The sequence below is a fragment of the Nostoc sp. genome, assembly GCF_036917535.1.
GTDB lineage: Bacteria > Cyanobacteriota > Cyanobacteriia > Cyanobacteriales > Nostocaceae > Nostoc.
This window is the reverse complement of sequence record NZ_JBALDA010000012.1, coordinates 35,307-51,674: the sequence shown is the minus strand read 5'-3', so window position 1 is coordinate 51,674 and position 16,368 is coordinate 35,307. Positions and strand designations below refer to the sequence as shown.

Annotated in this window: 10 protein-coding genes and 1 pseudogene; 5 read left to right on the top strand and 6 right to left on the bottom strand. The window is 40.1% G+C overall.

The window, feature by feature from the left end; genetic code table 11:
• The first annotated feature begins 338 nt into the window (after nt 1-338).
• Nucleotides 339-1,691 (top strand): histidine phosphatase family protein, encoded by a 1,353-nt coding sequence (locus V7K56_RS03085; RefSeq protein WP_334907495.1) that lies wholly within the window; start codon nt 339-341, stop codon nt 1,689-1,691.
• A gap of 308 nt (nt 1,692-1,999) precedes the next feature.
• A complete protein-coding gene (locus tag V7K56_RS03080) occupies nt 2,000-3,313 on the top strand; it encodes a dihydroorotase (RefSeq protein ID WP_334907493.1) in 1,314 nt (437 codons plus the stop codon).
• Nucleotides 3,314-3,435: 122 nt separating this feature from the next.
• Here the strand turns inward: V7K56_RS03080 and V7K56_RS03075 are convergent, their stop codons facing one another.
• Both V7K56_RS03075 and V7K56_RS03070 read right to left on the bottom strand, forming a co-directional pair.
• Nucleotides 3,436-4,527, bottom strand: coding sequence for a hybrid sensor histidine kinase/response regulator (locus tag V7K56_RS03075; protein WP_334907491.1), 1,092 nt, complete (start codon nt 4,525-4,527; stop codon nt 3,436-3,438).
• Nucleotides 4,528-5,011: 484 nt separating this feature from the next.
• Nucleotides 5,012-8,350 (bottom strand): PAS domain S-box protein, encoded by a 3,339-nt coding sequence (locus V7K56_RS03070; protein ID WP_334907489.1) that lies wholly within the window; start codon nt 8,348-8,350, stop codon nt 5,012-5,014.
• Between the two features lie 1,024 nt (nt 8,351-9,374).
• Here V7K56_RS03070 and V7K56_RS03065 point away from each other — a divergent pair.
• A complete protein-coding gene (locus V7K56_RS03065; protein ID WP_334907487.1) occupies nt 9,375-10,679 on the top strand; it encodes an MFS transporter in 1,305 nt (434 codons plus the stop codon).
• A 347-nt stretch (nt 10,680-11,026) separates the two neighbouring features.
• A pseudogene (locus tag V7K56_RS03060) lies at nt 11,027-11,293 on the top strand (IS1634 family transposase); the annotation flags it as partial.
• Between the two features lie 39 nt (nt 11,294-11,332).
• Here V7K56_RS03060 and V7K56_RS03055 read toward each other — a convergent pair.
• From V7K56_RS03055 to murC, 4 genes are all read right to left on the bottom strand, one after another.
• The gene (locus tag V7K56_RS03055; RefSeq protein ID WP_334907483.1) at nt 11,333-11,836 is read right to left on the bottom strand and encodes a low molecular weight protein-tyrosine-phosphatase; all 504 of its coding nucleotides are present in this window, start codon (nt 11,834-11,836) and stop codon (nt 11,333-11,335) included.
• Nucleotides 11,837-12,135: 299 nt separating this feature from the next.
• Entirely contained in the window at nt 12,136-12,483 is a 348-nt protein-coding gene (locus V7K56_RS03050; RefSeq protein ID WP_099100025.1) for a YbaB/EbfC family nucleoid-associated protein, read from the bottom strand.
• Between the two features lie 201 nt (nt 12,484-12,684).
• Nucleotides 12,685-13,683: a UDP-N-acetylmuramate dehydrogenase gene (gene murB / locus V7K56_RS03045; RefSeq protein WP_334907481.1), complete on the bottom strand. Its 999-nt coding sequence runs from the start codon at nt 13,681-13,683 to the stop codon at nt 12,685-12,687.
• 125 nt (nt 13,684-13,808) lie between these two features.
• Nucleotides 13,809-15,272 (bottom strand): UDP-N-acetylmuramate--L-alanine ligase, encoded by a 1,464-nt coding sequence (gene murC / locus V7K56_RS03040; protein WP_334907479.1) that lies wholly within the window; start codon nt 15,270-15,272, stop codon nt 13,809-13,811.
• Nucleotides 15,273-15,675: 403 nt separating this feature from the next.
• Between murC and nadD the strand changes: the two genes are divergently transcribed.
• Nucleotides 15,676-16,302: a nicotinate (nicotinamide) nucleotide adenylyltransferase gene (gene nadD, locus V7K56_RS03035; protein WP_334907477.1), complete on the top strand. Its 627-nt coding sequence runs from the start codon at nt 15,676-15,678 to the stop codon at nt 16,300-16,302.
• Nucleotides 16,303-16,368 lie beyond the last annotated feature (66 nt).

The window sequence follows — 16,368 nt, the reverse complement described above, 5'->3', positions numbered from 1 at the left end:
ATCGCCTGCCTGCTTGTGAGTTACTAATCCGCCCACATTGCTATTTAATCACGATCTGGTATTACCCATCAAAATTAATGGGACAGACCACTAGGTTAAACATTGTACTAGGCACAATTCCGAAATTATGCCTAGATCATTTTTACTCTTACTATTTTTACTTAAATAAAAACAGCTTTATTAGAAAACATAGTTTAGACAACGGCAGTTTTAGCTGCTCATCCTGCCTCCTCTAGCAGAATAAAGTTTTACACCTGACTTAATCCGCCTTCCTCAGTCGATAATTATGCAATCGTTTTGCAGTAAAATTAATCGTCAAGATAGAGGAGGGCTTTGAGATGACTCGTGTCATCATTGTGCGCCACGGTCAAAGCAGTTATAACACCGAGCGGCGTATCCAAGGACGCACTGATGCGTCAACATTAACTGAAAAAGGTCGTAAAGATGCTAGTAAGGTAGGCAAAGCCCTCAGCAATATCTTATTTAATGCAATTTACAGCAGTCCCTTGCAACGAGCGAAACATACAGCAGATATTATTTATAGTGAGTTAGCTACTCATACTGAACAATCTGCTGCACTCCAAGTTTCTGATTTGCTGCTAGAAATCGACCTACCTTTATGGGAAGGACTACTGACTGCCCAAGTCAAGCAAAAATTTGCCGAAGATTACCGCAATTGGCATCAACACCCGGACGAACTGCGGATGCTGCTTAATGATGCAGAAGGAACAAGAGAACATTTTCCCGTTCTTGCTTTATACGAACAAGCACGGCAGTTTTGGCAAGAAATTTTGTCCCAACATCAAGGCGAAACTATTCTCATCGTCGGACATAACGGAATTAATCGCGCCTTGATTAGCACAGCGCTAGGAATCTCTCCCAGTCGTTACCACTCAATACAGCAATCTAACTGTGGCATTAGTGTATTAAATTTTGCTGGAGCATTGGGCGAACCAGTACAGCTAGAATCCTTAAATCAGACGCAACACACCGGAGAAACTCTACCTTCATTGCGACCGGATCATCAAGGAGTACGATTGTTACTAGTGCGTCATGGTGAAACCGACTGGAATCGCCAAACCAGGTTTCAAGGGCAAATTGATGTCCCCCTCAACGACAACGGTAGACAACAGTCGCAAAAAGCAAGCGAATTTCTCCAAGAAGTAGCAATTGATAATGCTTGCAGTAGCACAATGCTGCGCCCTAAAGAAACAGCAGAGATTATCTTAAAACAACATCCTAATGTAAACTTAGAACTGGAAGATGGTTTAAGAGAAATCAGTCATGGTCTCTGGGAAGGAAAATTAGAAACAGAGATAGAGCTAGAGTTTCCGGGAGAGTTACAGCGATGGCGGATGATACCAACACAAGTGCAAATGCCTGAAGGGGAGAATTTGCAACAAGTGTGGGAACGCAGCGTTGCAGCTTGGCAATCAATTGTGCAAGCAGCATCAAATAATCAATTCAAAACTGTATTAGTAGTAGCTCATGACGCTACTAACAAAACCTTGCTTTGTCACATTCTGGGTTTATCGCTAGAAAATTTCTGGAGTTTTCGCCAGGGTAATGGTGCAGTCAGTGTTATCGACTACACTGCTGGCATCGATGGTTTACCAGTACTGCAAGCGATGAACATCACCACTCACTTGGGTGGAGGCGTATTAGATAAAACAGCAGCAGGGGCATTGTGAGTGCTGAGTTAAGAGTGAGGAGTGAGGAATAAAGTTAGAAGCAATGACTGAAGAACAAATAACTCATAAGTAGCTAGACGTAAATAAATTAAAGTTTGTAGTGAGTTAGCGCGGTTTTCTCCTAAAGGGAGAGGCTAGCGCCAAGGAGATTTCCCTTATGAGCGACTAACCTTCCCGTTAGGTAAGGACTTTAGTCTTCTTAATAATCCTTGCTTTGAGCAATGAATCGCTCGCTACGAACTAAGATTTTACTTTATGTTTAATTATGCCTACCTACTTAAACTTCTAACTCATAACTAAAAACTTTTATGGCTGAACTGCTGCAAAAAGTACGAGTGATTGACCCAGTTTCTGAAATTGATGAACTCTCTGATGTGCTGATTGCTGATGGTTATATCCGAGAAGTGGCTTCACACATTTCTAACATCAATTCCGATACTCAAATCAGAGATTGTCAAGGATTAGTTCTCGGTCCTGGGTTAGTAGATTTGTACAGCCACTCTGGTGAACCTGGCTTTGAAGAACGAGAAACCCTCTTGTCTTTCTTACAAGCTGCTGCTGCTGGCGGCTTTACTAGAGTTAGCATTTTACCCGATACATCTCCAGTTATTGATAACCCTGCGCTTGTGGCACAGTTGCAGAAGAGGAGAGAGGGACAAGAGGGACAAGGGGACAAGGGGACAAGGGGACAAGGGGGCAATTTTTCTCCCTTGTCTTCTCGTCTCCCCCTGCTTCATATCTGGGGTGCTATCACCGTAGATATTGCTGGGAAGCAGATGACGGAATTGGCAGATTTAGCGTCTGCTGGAATTGTTGGTTTTACTGATGGTAAACCCTTAGAAAATTTGGCGCTGGTGCAGAGAGTGTTAGAGTATCTCCAGCCTTTGGGCAAACCAGTAGCATTTTGGCCTAGCGATCGCCAGTTAACAGCCAATGGTGTAATGAGAGAAGGGACAGATGCTCTTCGTTTTGGTTTACCTCCAATACCCGCCAGCGCTGAAACTACTGCGATCGCAGCTATGCTTGAATTGGTTGCAGCCATCGGCACACCAGTCCATATCATGCGTGTCTCCACAGCTCGCGGTGTGGAATTAATCGCCTCAGCTAAAGCAGCTGGTTTACCCATCACCGCCAGCACCACCTGGATGCATCTTTTACTTGATACAAAAGCAGTTAAGAGTTATCACACCAGCTTGCATTTAGACCCGCCTTTAGGTAATCCCAGTGATATGGCGGCGTTACGTGCAGGGATACGTGCGGGTGTAATCGATGCGATCGCTATCGATCATACACCCTACAGTTACGAAGAAAAAGTTCAAGCCTTTGCCGAAGCACCTGCTGGGGCTATTGGTTTAGAGCTAGCATTACCTGTGCTGTGGCAATATCTCGTTGAAACTGAGGAATTTACAGCTTTAGAATTATGGCGAGCTTTGAGTAGCAATCCAGCCGAGTGTTTGAGGCAAAAAGTAAGTGCGATCGTACCTCACCAACCAGCAGAACTTACTTTATTTGATCCCCAGCAAACCTGGAAAGTCGAACGTAAAAGTCTTCATACACTTTCACAAAATACACCTTGGTTAGGACAACAGTTGAAGGGTCATGTTGTGCAAACCTGGTGTTGAAAAAGCGTACTTAAAACTACGGAATATAACTAATCCTCTAAAAGATTCGGTAGACTCCCTTACTCCCTGAATTACTATTTTGTAAATTTCTATTTCACTGTAGTTATATTTGTAAGCATCCACTAGCAAGGCAAACTAACACTTACAGTAGTTCCTTTTTCAGGAATGCTAGCAATTGTAAATTCACCACCATATAATTTAACTATATGCTGAACAATAGCCAGCCCTAAGCCAGAGCCTTGTTGTTCCCATAACTTTCGATTAAATTGTACAAAGGCTCCAATTTTATTAATCTCTTCAATTGTCATTCCTTTACCATTATCAATTACATATAAATTAAATTTATTACCTTCTATCTTACTCAAAATTTGAATTTCGCTGCTTGGTAAAGAAAACTTAAAAGAATTATCAAGTAATTCTTCAATCAGAGTACTCAAATTTTCCTGTGATAATTGTACTGTATATTCTTGGATATCTAGCTTTAAATCTTTTTGCCTACAGTTTTCTGTAGCTTTTTTAAGAGCAACTTCACTAATGATTTTTTCAGCAAAGCATCTATCATTTTTTCCTTTTATTTGACGAATTTTCTCGGGACTTTTAGCTATTAATTCCAAATTACTATATAATAAAAACTTTTGAGCTAATGCATTCAAGCGATTGGCGGATCTGTAAATTAATTCGGCAATTTCGACTTCTTCAGAGTCAGGTATAATGCCACAACTTTCTATTAACAACTGTGACATACCGAGAATACCGTTTAAAGGCGTATTCAGTTCGTGAGGTAATGAGTGAGCAATATTCATTCTGAGTTCGTCTAGTTTGGCTTGAGTTTGGCGCTCAACCAAAGCGTGTTTATCAAGACGAGAAGCGATCGCATTGAGTAGTTCTTCAGGAGTAAATGGTTTAGTCAAATAATCATCAGCCCCAAAATCCATTCCTTGACGAAAATCTGAACGCTCTGATTTAGCAGTAACAAATATTAAAGGAATATTGATGGTTGCTTCATTTTGACGTAAAGCAGACAACACGCTATAGCCGTCTAATTCAGGCATCATAATGTCACAGATAATTAAATCTGGTAATTTTGCTTGAGCAATTTCTAATCCAATCTTACCGTTTGCAGCTATCAAAGTTTCAAAATCAGAAAATTGTAAAATTTCCTGAATGTTTCCTCTTACTTGAGGTTCGTCTTCTATAATTAAAATTGTGTTCATCTATGATTAGTAAAAATAAAAATATCAGTTTTATTTTATTGGCTTAACATGATATGTATAGCAATTTTCGACCTAGTGAGATACGTTTTCAAAGGTACTAACCTTGGTAAACAAGATTTGGATATACTTCAGTTGCTTAGAAAACGCTATATTCATATAAAGCTGATCTTGCTAAACAAGAAAAATTAATTGTCAATAATACCGTAGAATCATATTTATGCCCTAAGTACAAACGCTGAAATATTTCAATGTGTTTTTTGTGCAACTATACTATTTGCTACAGTTAAACAAATTAAAATTTTGCAAAATTTTGGCATTTTTTGGGGTTAGTAATGTTTGTAAATTCTTCATTTCATTCAAAAATATCATTTCTCTAGCGTACTCTTGTTGGAGGATACTCAAGTAGCGATCGCGCTCAACATTTGATTGAGCTTTTTTTAGCATTGTTCCCTAAAATTATTTACTAATAACACATTAGATATTTTTAATTGAGGAATTCACTTATAAGTAGTGGCAGTTCTATCCTAAATGTCGTACCGACTCCGACCTGGCTAGCGAAGGTAATTTTTCCTCGATGAAGGTCTATACAATTGTTGACTATTGCCAAACCTAATCCAGTTCCTGGCGTATTACCAACATTACTAGCTCGGTAGAATGGTTCAAATAAGTTGTGTTGATCCTCTGGTAAAATACCAATACCCTCATCTTGAATTAGAAAAACTGCGCTTTCATCTTGAACTAATAAATCAATTTGAACATTGCTACCATCTGGTGAGTATTTGACAGCGTTTGAAAGCAAATTGCTCAGTATTTGCCGCAAAAGTTTCTTGTCTATACAAGCCATAAAGTGATCATCCGTTGATGAATTACCCAAGGACTGGGGAGAAAAGGCTAGAGTATGCTTGGGAGAACTGAGTTGAATTTCTTCTACCAAAGAACGACAGAAATTAATTAAATTAATACAAGTTGGTTCAAATGCCAATTTTCCAGCTTCAGCCTTATTAATTAGCAAAATATCATCTAATAGTTGAGTTGTGTGTTTAACATAAGTCTGAATGCACTGGAGATGTTTATGCTTTTGTTGTTCATCTAGTTTATGACTAAAACTTTTTAAGATTCCAGCAGAGGAAGCAATCACAGCTAAAGGAGTTCGGAACTCGTGGGAGGTCATAGAAATGAAACGAGATTTCAACTCACTGAGTTCTTTTTCTTTTACTAAAGCTTTACAAATATTTTCTTCAGCTTGTTTGCGTTCGCGTAGCGCAGCTTGCTGTTCGCGTATATCTTTAACTACACCGATCACATAAATGGGTTTACCAATCGGATTTCGAATTAGAGAAACTGTTAAATTTATCCAAATTATATCAGCATTTTTATGTAAATAGCGCTTATCAATGGAGAATGTTTCTAACTTTCCTGCTATTAATTTTTGCAGCTGATTTAGATGGATTTGTATATCTTCTGGATGTGTGATATCTCTAAAGTTTTTCTTTAATATTTCTTCTTGGCTATAGCCTAAAATTTCACACAACTTTTGATTAGCTTTAAGAAAATGACCATCTAAAGTTTCTAGTTTAATTCCTACAGCTGCTTGATTAAAAATAGCTCTAAGTTCTGCCTCACTTTGTTGTAAGTCTAAAGTGCGTTGCTTAACCCTGACTTCTAAATCTTGATTGAGTTTTTGTAAAGCTTCCTGTGCTCGTTGCCTTTGCAGTTCAGCAGATGCTCTGGCTGCAAATACTTTGAGAATTCCTTCAAATTTATGTTGGTCAGGTATGGGTTTGTCATCTACTATGCATAGTGAGCCAATTGGTTGACCAAAATCATCACTCAAAATAACTCCCATAGAACTTTCAGCTTCCATAGCAGCTAATCTTTTAGCATTAGGAAAGAGTTGCTGAATTCTCGAACTACAGTGGTAAAATCCTTGCTTGAGCAAAATTTCACATGGAGTTGATTTTGGATCATAGCAAATATTGGGTTGTAACTGCCCATCAGACCAAAATCCTAAAGTGTGAGCTTGCCCATCAATGAACTCAGTTACTAAGGTGTTACGGACATCTAAAGTAGAAGAAATGTGCTCAACTAATGCTGGGAAAAAGTCACGTCCAGTTGTAGAAGCTGTACTTTCTATCAAACTTTGTAAGGCTATTTCAGCTTGTTTGCGTTTTGTAATATCGATTCCAATTGCAACAGCAGCTGTGTTTTGTTGATATTTTTGAGCTACGAGCAAATAATTGCATATTTTACCATTGATTTGGGTATCAATAACCTTAGAATCTGCTAAATCTTGCCTAGCTAAAAATTCACGCATAAATTCTGTAAATTGCGGACTATTTTCCATAAAGCCCAATTCTTGACCAACAAAAGCATCGGTAGTCAAGTTAAAACTTTCAGCTAAATGGTGATTAACCCCTAAATAATGTCCATCAGAATTTACCCAAGAAACAAACCCAGGTACTGCATCTAAAACCGTTTGTAATTGCTCTTTTGCTTGTTGCAGATTTTTTTCTGCTCGTTTGTATTCTGTAATATCTTCGGAAATACACAACAGGTATTCGGGTTGTTGATCTTTGTCATACAAAGGAATTTTAGTCGTGTGTAAAATTCTTCTACCAAAACTAGGGCTGTCAATAGGTTCTTCAGAGATATCTTGAGGTACATTGCTAGCAAAAGTTTCTAGGTCTTTTTGGCAGAAAGAGTCTGCTTGTTCTTTTGAGAATAATTCGTAATCTGTTTTGCCAATAGCCTGCTCTGCTGTAATGCCAAAAATATTTTCACAGGTATGATTCCAAAGCTTGAATGTCCCAAAACTTTCTGGTTTAGCATCTTTAACAAAGACGGCTACAGGCAGGTTATTAATCATCGACTGTAAAAAGTTGCGAGTTTGCTGGAGTTCCTCTTGTGCTTTTCGGCTTTCAGTAATGTCAATGCCTGTACAAACGATATAATCAACTTGATTATCCCGATTAAGTAAGACTTTATTTGACCAAGAAATTAAGCGGCGATCGCTATCTTTAGTAACTAAAGAAGTTTCGTAACGTTGAGGAAATTCTCTGTCAGCTAAATTTTGAAAAATATCTTTGATACATTGTGTGATTTCAGGTAACAGTAGCACATCCCAAACAAATCTTCCTTTAACTTCATCGAATGTGTAACCCGTAGCTTGTTCGCAAGTATGATTAAAGCGAACAATTTTCCCCTGAAAATCTAGTACTATGACTAAAGCGTCTGCTAGATTCAAAACGGTAGAAACAAAATTACGCTCTAATCGCAGTTCTGCCTCAATTTTCTGGCGTTCTACAAGTTTAACTCGTGTATGATTGTAAAGTTCGGCTTGTAGAATAGAAACTGCCAGCAGACTGGTAGGAGTAACTAATCCAATTAATTCTCCTTGATCCCCAACAATAGGCAAATGACAAATCCGATTTTGCTTCAGCAAATGTAACGCAGTAAAAACATCTTTAAAATCTTTTAACCTCAATGTTATTAACTCTCTGGTCATCACTTGGGCAACACTGATACCCTCTATATTTTTACCTTGTGCTGTCAGCTTAATTAAATCTCGTTGCGTAATTATTCCCACTAATTGTGAGTTTTCTATAACTAAAACACAACTGGTAGCTTGAAATGTGTTGCTAGCTATATCTTTACCTGAGTTGGTTAAATAATTGCTATCTTTAATTGGCAAGCTATCATGATTACCTGATGCTTCATTGATTATTGCAATCACATCTGGAAGCATAATCTCAGAGCTAACAACAAGCGGATGGCGAATGATTGTCTGTTGTAAATTATCAGAAATGAGAGAGTTAATAAACATTATGTATAGATGCCTAAAATAAAATTATCTCTAAAAAAGATGCAAGTAATATTTTTGCTTATAATGAATTAAAAAGCATCAGTGTTTTCTATGATTATTTTTTTTAATTTTTTATTGAAATTTTATATTATTTGTAATCAACTCCATACATTTTTAAATATGGAGTTTTTAAGTAAAGTATATTATTGTCTCATGGCTTGAGTTATCAGCTTTTCCCTGATTTCAACAAACTACGGTTTTCAAGATAGATTCAGCTTAACCGTAATCCAAGCAATTGGAACTAAGTAAAAACTCATATTTGAGCAAATGACTAAGCTTTAAACATCGGACTATATTCATAATACCAACCCTTGCGATCGCACCAGGTTCAGGATATTAGCGATGATGCAAGGCTTATGACATCTCCTCAAGAACCTCATCAGTCATCTTATTTGGCTTTTCCCTATATTACGCTTCAGCAAAAAAAAATTAAATCAGCATTGATTAATCGACGCACTGCATCTATTTCAAACTGAAACAACCCTCGGCGATCACGCATTCCAACATTATTCACAAGAATATCTAACTTTCTGATGAGCAAGTCAAAGAAATTCGTAAAGCGCTATTGAAATGAAAAGTTGTGTTCTTTCGTACTCAGAACATTGATCATGCTGCTCAGGTTGAGTTCACATCTCGTTTCGGCGAAGTGACTTTCGCCCATCCCCTCAAAGAGCCTGAACCTGTACCGGGATTTCCCTAGATCAAACTTGTAGACCGTAAGCTCTATAAAAATTTCTAACAGAATGGGTCAAATGAAGCTTTTTGGTAAAAGTCTTATGATGTAAGCATTTTAGATTATTCTCTTCCAAAAGTGATAAAAGAGGGTTAAAAGTAGAACATCGCTTCAATGGGGGCGGGTATCAGCCTCACCACGGCAAAAGTGTTAGCCCAGGCAAATAAACGATGCCTGCGGCGGTAAACTACGCGATTATCCTATAATTGTTAGCTAACCTAACACTTAGTAAAACATATTAAAACTTTCCTCATGAAAATTTGGAATGGACAACTAGGCGATCGCGTCAGTAAGACCATTTATCGCTATTTACCTGCCTTTCGTTGGCGTAATTTTCGCCTGTTTTTTGGGGGACAGTTACTATCAATGTCTGGGACATTTATGACCCAGCAGCTAACTATTCCTTGGCTAGTATACGATTTGACTAAATCAGCTTGGTTGTTAGGAGTTGCAGGGTTTGTACAATTTTTACCTACGTTATTACTGATTCCATTTTCGGGCGTATTGTCTGATCGCTGGAGTCGTCGTGACTTATTAATGCTGGTGCAGATATTGGGAATTAGCGTTTCCTTGGCTTTAACGATTCTTACCTTTACGAATTCGATTACGTTTCCTATCTTATTGATACTGAGTGTTCTCAATGGTTTGCTCAAGGGATTAGATATGCCCGTGCGCCATACAATCGTCACCGAAACCGTAGACGATCGCGCTGATTGGAGTAATGCAATCGCTTTAAATTCAGTGATGTTAAGTTCATCTCTGGTATTAGGGCCAGCTATGGGCGGGATTTTAATTGCGACCTTCGGGGTAAAATATTGTTTTCTCTACGATACCCTCAGCTATATCCCTGCCATCTTTACCCTGCTAGCAATGCGGCTTCAAGTCAGACCCACGCAGACCTTTATGAACCTTAGCGATACTTTGCTGAAATTGCAGGAGGGCTTTGAATATGTCTCCAAATTCCAGCCGATTAGAGCAATTTTATTAATACTGGCATTACAGGGTTCAGTCGGGATGTCTCATGTCGCGCTCATGCCCGTCTTCGCGGCTAAGATTTTAAATGGGGATGCAACTACGATGGCTCACCTCAGTACTTCAGCGCCGATTGGCTCGTTGTTTGCTTGTTTGTATCTGAGTGTCAGACGAGGGATTGTGGGCTTAGACCGTTTGATTGTAATTGCTCAAATTTTAATCGGGATGAGTCTGATCTCCTTTTCACTATCGCGTCAAGTTGGGCTGTCAATAATCATACTGGTGTTTGTAGGCTGCTTTGCCATCCTTGAAATTACGAGTTGTAATATGATTATCCAAACCCTAGTTACCGAAGATAAGCGTGGACGAGTAATGAGTTTTTATGCCCTAGCAATGGTAGGTACAATGCCCTTTGGCAATCTGTTAGCTGGAACTTTAGCACATAATTTTGGTGCTACTAATGCTTTAATTGTCTGTGGTGGTCTGATTATCTTAGGTGCGCTATGGTTCTCTGCACAATTGCCTGGAATAAGCCGTTGGATCGGTGGCGAAAAAAGTCGCTTCTCTTTGGAAAAGTTAAATTAGTCGAAAAAGACTTTCTTACAGGCAAGCAATAGTTTAAAGATAAACCAACAAACAGAAAACAAAAAAGTACTCTGTTATCATTGTCAGCGCACCGCTTAGTGGTACGGTATTAAGAAGCAGCGATAGTTTTAGCTAATGTTGTATCAATCGCTTTATCCCAATTTGGCTGTTGTTTAATCAGTCCAAGACGAGCAAATAATTAGGACTGGTTAATCAACTCTTGACGATACTCATCATTTGGAGGTTCAAATATTAAGTTTCGATGACCTAAAGTTAAGCTAGCCGCTTCTGGTGATAACTTGTTTTCTTTGACCACAATATTGACTGCTGCTTGACGGTTATCTTTGTTTCAAGTTCGTCGCAATCTGGAGAAAGATAAAGAAAAGCTAACTGGACTTTATGTTAGTAATCCTAAACGAGAAACCGCACGTTCTACTGCTGAAATAGTTCTTGCTGCATTTAAGAAGATTACCCTGTTCTTGATTGAGGTTAAAAACGAAGTTTATGCTCATTTGACTGGTCTTTCCCCTTTCAAGCAGCGTATTCTTGTTTTACTTGGGTTCGTGACTAATATTTATACTCAACTTGGTGGTCAATCGTTTACTCCTGAGTAGCCTTTCTTTTAACTCCCGAAGAAATGGGCGAACCGGGAGTCATAACTCTTCACTTTTAACTTTTGTGAGCAGACCTTCACAAGCATCGATCAGTAAATCAATGACCTGATTAAATCCTTCTTGACCACCGTAATAGGGATCTGGAACTTCCTTTAAAGTGTGTCGAGAGCAAAACTCGCATATCAAACGTACTTTATGCTGATATTGCTTAGTTTGATCAAGAGTGAGGATGTTCTCATAATTTTCTCGGTCCATAGCCAAAATTAAATCAAAGTCTTGAAAGTCTGACTTTTGAAACTGGCGTGCTCGACCACGCAGTTTAATTCCCAACTTAATAGCAGCCGCAGCACTCATACGTCTGTCAGGTGGGCTACCAACGTGATAGCTAGATGTACCAGCAGAGTCACAGAGAATGCGTACGCCTTTGGGGTCGGCGGAGTTATCGCTCAAGCCAGCCTGCTCAATTAGATGATTCATGATATTTTCTGCCGATGGCGATCGGCAGATGTTACCTAAGCAGACAAACAGCAACTTGTAAGGCATAGATATACTTTGTCAATAGTCAATAGTCATTTGTCCTTTGTCCAGTGACTAATGACCAATGACCCTTACGAGTGACGTCCTGCGTCGCTATCGCTTCTCTACGAGACGCCGCGCGGTAAGCGTTCGCGCAGCGTGTCGCTTTGCGACTCAGCTATGCCGTAGGCTTTATGCTAGCGCCAGTCACTTATGGGGGAAACCCCTTCTTTACAAGACGCTCCGCATTCGCGTAGCGTTCCGAAGGAAAGGCGCTAGCCTCTCCCTTAGAAACAAGACCGCGCTAGCTCACTAATGACCAATGACTAAAATCCAGGTAACTCCAACCCACTGGTTAACTCTTCCATACGTTCCCGCATTGTTGCTGTGGACTTGTTGTAGGCTTCTTTCATTGCCACTGTTACAAGATCAGAAAGTACTTCTGCACCTTCTGCTAAAGCATCTGGAGAAATTTCTACCCGCTTGGGTTCTTGGTTCCCACTGACAATCACCTTCACAAGACCACCGCCAGATTCTCCTTGAATCTCCATTTGCTCCAATTCTTCTTGGAGTCGCTTTGCACCTTCTTGAACTTGCTGTGCTTTCTTAAAAGCTTCGGCTAATTCTTTCATTTTTCCTAAGCCAAAGCCGAATCCCTGTCCTTTTCCTGTCATAATTATTTGTACGCGTGTGCGTTGAATAACAAATCAAATTCAATTATAGATGCGGTAAGTAATTTGCCTCTTTTTTTACCAATAATTAATGCATCTTGGAGTTGGGCATTGGGCATGGGGCATTGGGCATTGGTTATACCCCATCTTTCTAATCTCCCTCATCTCCCCACTTCCTAATCCCCATCCCGTGAATTGAAAGTTTCAACAAGCACCTTGAAACTCTCCGAGCATTTTGACTTCTGGCTCTAAATTAATAGACCAACGTTCTTGTACTCGATGTTGGATGTGGCGAATGAGACAGAAGATATCACTAGCTTTTGCCCCGCCACGGTTAACGATAAAATTAGCATGGAGTTGTGCTACTTGTGCTCCACCAATTTGGTAGCCTTTCAGACCTGTTTGTTCAATTAACCAGCCAGCACTGTAAGGTTTCGGATTGCGAAACACACTGCCACAACTGGGAAAGTTGTATGGTTGAGTGCTTAAGCGATGCTTTTTATGTTCTTTGGTGATTGCCACAACTTTTGCTGGGTCTGCACCTGGCGCGAGTTGTAAGGTGGCTTGGGTGACTATGCGATCGCCACCTTGCAATAATGAAGTCCGGTAGCTGTAACCTAACTGTTCCGGGGTAAGAGTTTCCAACGTACCATCGGGTGAAAGTATCTGGGCACTAACTAACATATCTGCGATACAGCTATTATGTGCCCCCGCGTTCATTACCACTGCACCTCCGGCTGTTCCAGGGATACCAACAGCCCACTCCAATCCTTGCCACCCTAATTCTGCTGCCGCCAATGCCAGGCTGGGAATTGATTCTCCAGCAGCAACGGTTAATTGACCGGTTTGGGGGTCAAAGTTACTGAAGCGGAGATGACGAGTAGCAATGACTAAACCTGATATACCACCATCGCTTACCAGTAAGTTAGAACCTGCTCCCAGTGTTGTCACCTTTAAATTACGTTCTTTTGCGTATTTAAGACTTGCTTGCAGTGCTTCTAAGTTTCGGGGGGCAACGTATAAATCAGCGGCTCCCCCAACTCTATAGGAAGTAAACGCTGACAAAGAAGCCTGGGACTTGATCGCACAATCAGTACTGGGTAAGTAAATTACTTCGCTCTCCACTGAATTAGGTGTTTGATGTTTCTTTGTATTCAAAACAGGAACTGTGCAGACGTTTCCAGATGCCTGGGAAATGATCATCTTTACTTTTGTTTTGGTAAAATTTTTACATTAATTTACCGCAAAGACACGGTAATAGAATTCACAGATGAAACCGTTGCTAGAGGGACACTTTGTTTGGAAATAAAACTTTGCAAAGTATCCACTTAGGATGTAGCTTTAATCGGTTCACAGAGTGTCGTAATTATTTCAGGAATCACCTGGTTCAAATTTCCAGCTCCCAAAAACAGCGCCAAGTCTCCTGGGCGTAGTGTTTGTAGCAAGTACTCACACACTGCGGACAAAGTTGGTTGATAAACTACCTGCGAATGCTGTTTAGCAATTTCCGTCGTTAGACGTTCACCACTAATTTGCTCTAAATTAGGTTCGCCTGCACTGTAAATATCAGTCAGTACAACCAAATCAGCATGGGTAAAGGACTCGGCAAATTCTTCTAAAAAGGTCAGTGTACGGCTATAGCGATGGGGTTGGAAGACGGCAACTACTCTTTGCCCTGGTCTTGCCTGTAAACGTGCTGCGGCGAGAGTAACGCGAATCTCGCTAGGGTGGTGAGCATAGTCATCAATGAAGGTAATGTTATTGACTTCACCTCGAAACTCAAAGCGTCGTCTTGCTCCTTCAAAAGTGGCGATACCTTTGGCAATAGCTCCAAATTCTAAGCCCAAGGCGCGACCAACAGCTACTGCGGCTAGGGCATTGCTGAGATTGTGCCGACTGAGCAACCGCAACGTCAACACTCCCAAAGCTTTGCCTCTTTCCCAAACCAAAGCCGTGGTACCATCAGCACGATAATCAATATTGGTGACGGTGTAATCGGCGTCGGTATCTGAGTGTAAGCTGTAGGTAATTGTGGGTTGCAAGCGATCGCGCACCGTAGCACAGTCAATACTACCTATTAACGTTTTACAACCCTTAGCAAATGTCTGGAAGGTATCAATGACTTCTTCTAAAGTATCGTAATGGTCAGGGTGATCGAGTTCAATATTGGTAATAATACCAATTTCGGGAGCGTGTTTTACCAGAGAACCATCTGATTCATCTGCTTCGGCTACCAAATATTGGCTTTGTCCCAATCGAGCATTACCTTCCCAAGCATTGACTTCGCCACCGACTAAAATCGTTGGGTCTAGACCTGCTTCCAGAAGCATATAGCCAATCATACTACTGGTTGTAGTTTTGCCGTGTGTTCCTGCCACTGCAATACTGTAGTAATCGGCAATTAAAGCTGCTAGTACATCTGAACGATGTAAAATTGGACAACCTAATTCCAGCGCTGCTTTGTATTCTAAATTATTAGTGTTAATTGCTGTTGAACAAATGACTTGAGGCAGTTTTGACTTAGTATCAGTAAGTAATTGTTCTTGTGAATTTAATACTACTGTATTAGCCAATACCTGAGGGTGAAAGAATTCGAGATTGCTTGCCTCTTGTTTACCAAAAATATGAGCACCGATAGATTCCAACTTGTGCGTAATATGATTGGGACGAAGATCCGAACCTGATACTGGAAATTGACGCTTTGCAAGAACGTACGCCAGAGCAGACATACCTATGCCACCAATGCCAATAAAATGAAATGGTCTACCACTAAAATCTACAGAATTAGTCATTTACTGCTCCTCTTACACCACACCACACCATAATCACAAATGACACGCGTATCATAACAGGAATTTGATTTTTACCGTAACTACTTCTGTATCATGTTCATGTTTGATGCCCAAATGATGTTTCTGCTCTGGTTTTCCTGGTTGAGAATGATTTTACCTTGGTTAGAGGTTTTTGCTATTTCTGAACTGTTCTTAAGATTATTCTGAAAATTTTGGTCGCATCGGGAAAGAAATTCTTGTAATGTCAAATACATATTTTTGGCTACCTTACTGGAATTGGCTACATAATACATTGTTTAGTGAAACTAATTTGAAATTGCATCAAGTTTAGGCGTGAATTGAGTACAATAGTACATTGATAATGAAACTATTTTTCAATAGCATATAACCCAGACTTATCTGGATGCAGCAACTAGCAATTTTTGGTGGCACATTCGATCCAATTCACTGGGGACACTTGCTCGTAGCCGAGACAGCTTTGCATCAAGTATCCCTTGAAAAGGTAATTTGGGTGCCATCCCTAAATCCGCCTCACAAAGAAGCAGCTTTATTTGAGCATCGTGTCAAAATGCTGCAATTAGCCATCAAAGATAACCCAGCGTTTACTGTCTCACTAGTGGAGACAAATCGCTCTGGGACTTCTTATGCCATTAACACCCTGATTGACTTATCTGCTTGTTACCCAAATACTCACTGGTACTGGATTGTGGGCTTGGATACTTTCCAAACCTTACCCGGTTGGTACCGGGGACACGAACTAGCACAAATGTGTGATTGGTTAATCGCACCCCGACAGCTAGGTGGTGAGACTATAACTCAAAGCAAATTAATCTGCAAGCGAGTGGAGCAACAACTTAGAGAGCAGTCATACAACATTCACTGGCAACTCTTGAATATACCTTTAATAGGAGTTTCGTCAAGTCTAATTCGCAAATTTTGCCGCGAACGCCAGTCAATTCGTTATTTAGTCCCGGAATCGGTCAGATCATATATCACTAACAACAATCTCTACTCTTACAAATCTGAATAAATTATGTGTTTTTTTATTGATCTAACACTTTATTGTTATAAGTGCCCCCCCCCTTTGCGATATGAT

Bases quoted from the DNA above. Each gene is read 5' to 3' on its own strand.
- V7K56_RS03085 (WP_334907495.1), top strand. From the start codon at position 339: ATGACTCGTGTCATCATTGTGCGCCACGGTCAAAGCAGTTATAACACC.
- V7K56_RS03080 (WP_334907493.1), top strand. From the start codon at position 2,000: ATGGCTGAACTGCTGCAAAAAGTACGAGTGATTGACCCAGTTTCTGAA.
- V7K56_RS03075 (WP_334907491.1), bottom strand. From the start codon at position 4,527: ATGAACACAATTTTAATTATAGAAGACGAACCTCAAGTAAGAGGAAAC.
- V7K56_RS03070 (WP_334907489.1), bottom strand. From the start codon at position 8,350: ATGTTTATTAACTCTCTCATTTCTGATAATTTACAACAGACAATCATT.
- V7K56_RS03065 (WP_334907487.1), top strand. From the start codon at position 9,375: ATGAAAATTTGGAATGGACAACTAGGCGATCGCGTCAGTAAGACCATT.
- V7K56_RS03055 (WP_334907483.1), bottom strand. From the start codon at position 11,836: ATGCCTTACAAGTTGCTGTTTGTCTGCTTAGGTAACATCTGCCGATCG.
- V7K56_RS03050 (WP_099100025.1), bottom strand. From the start codon at position 12,483: ATGACAGGAAAAGGACAGGGATTCGGCTTTGGCTTAGGAAAAATGAAA.
- murB (WP_334907481.1), bottom strand. From the start codon at position 13,683: ATGATCATTTCCCAGGCATCTGGAAACGTCTGCACAGTTCCTGTTTTG.
- murC (WP_334907479.1), bottom strand. From the start codon at position 15,272: ATGACTAATTCTGTAGATTTTAGTGGTAGACCATTTCATTTTATTGGC.
- nadD (WP_334907477.1), top strand. From the start codon at position 15,676: ATGCAGCAACTAGCAATTTTTGGTGGCACATTCGATCCAATTCACTGG.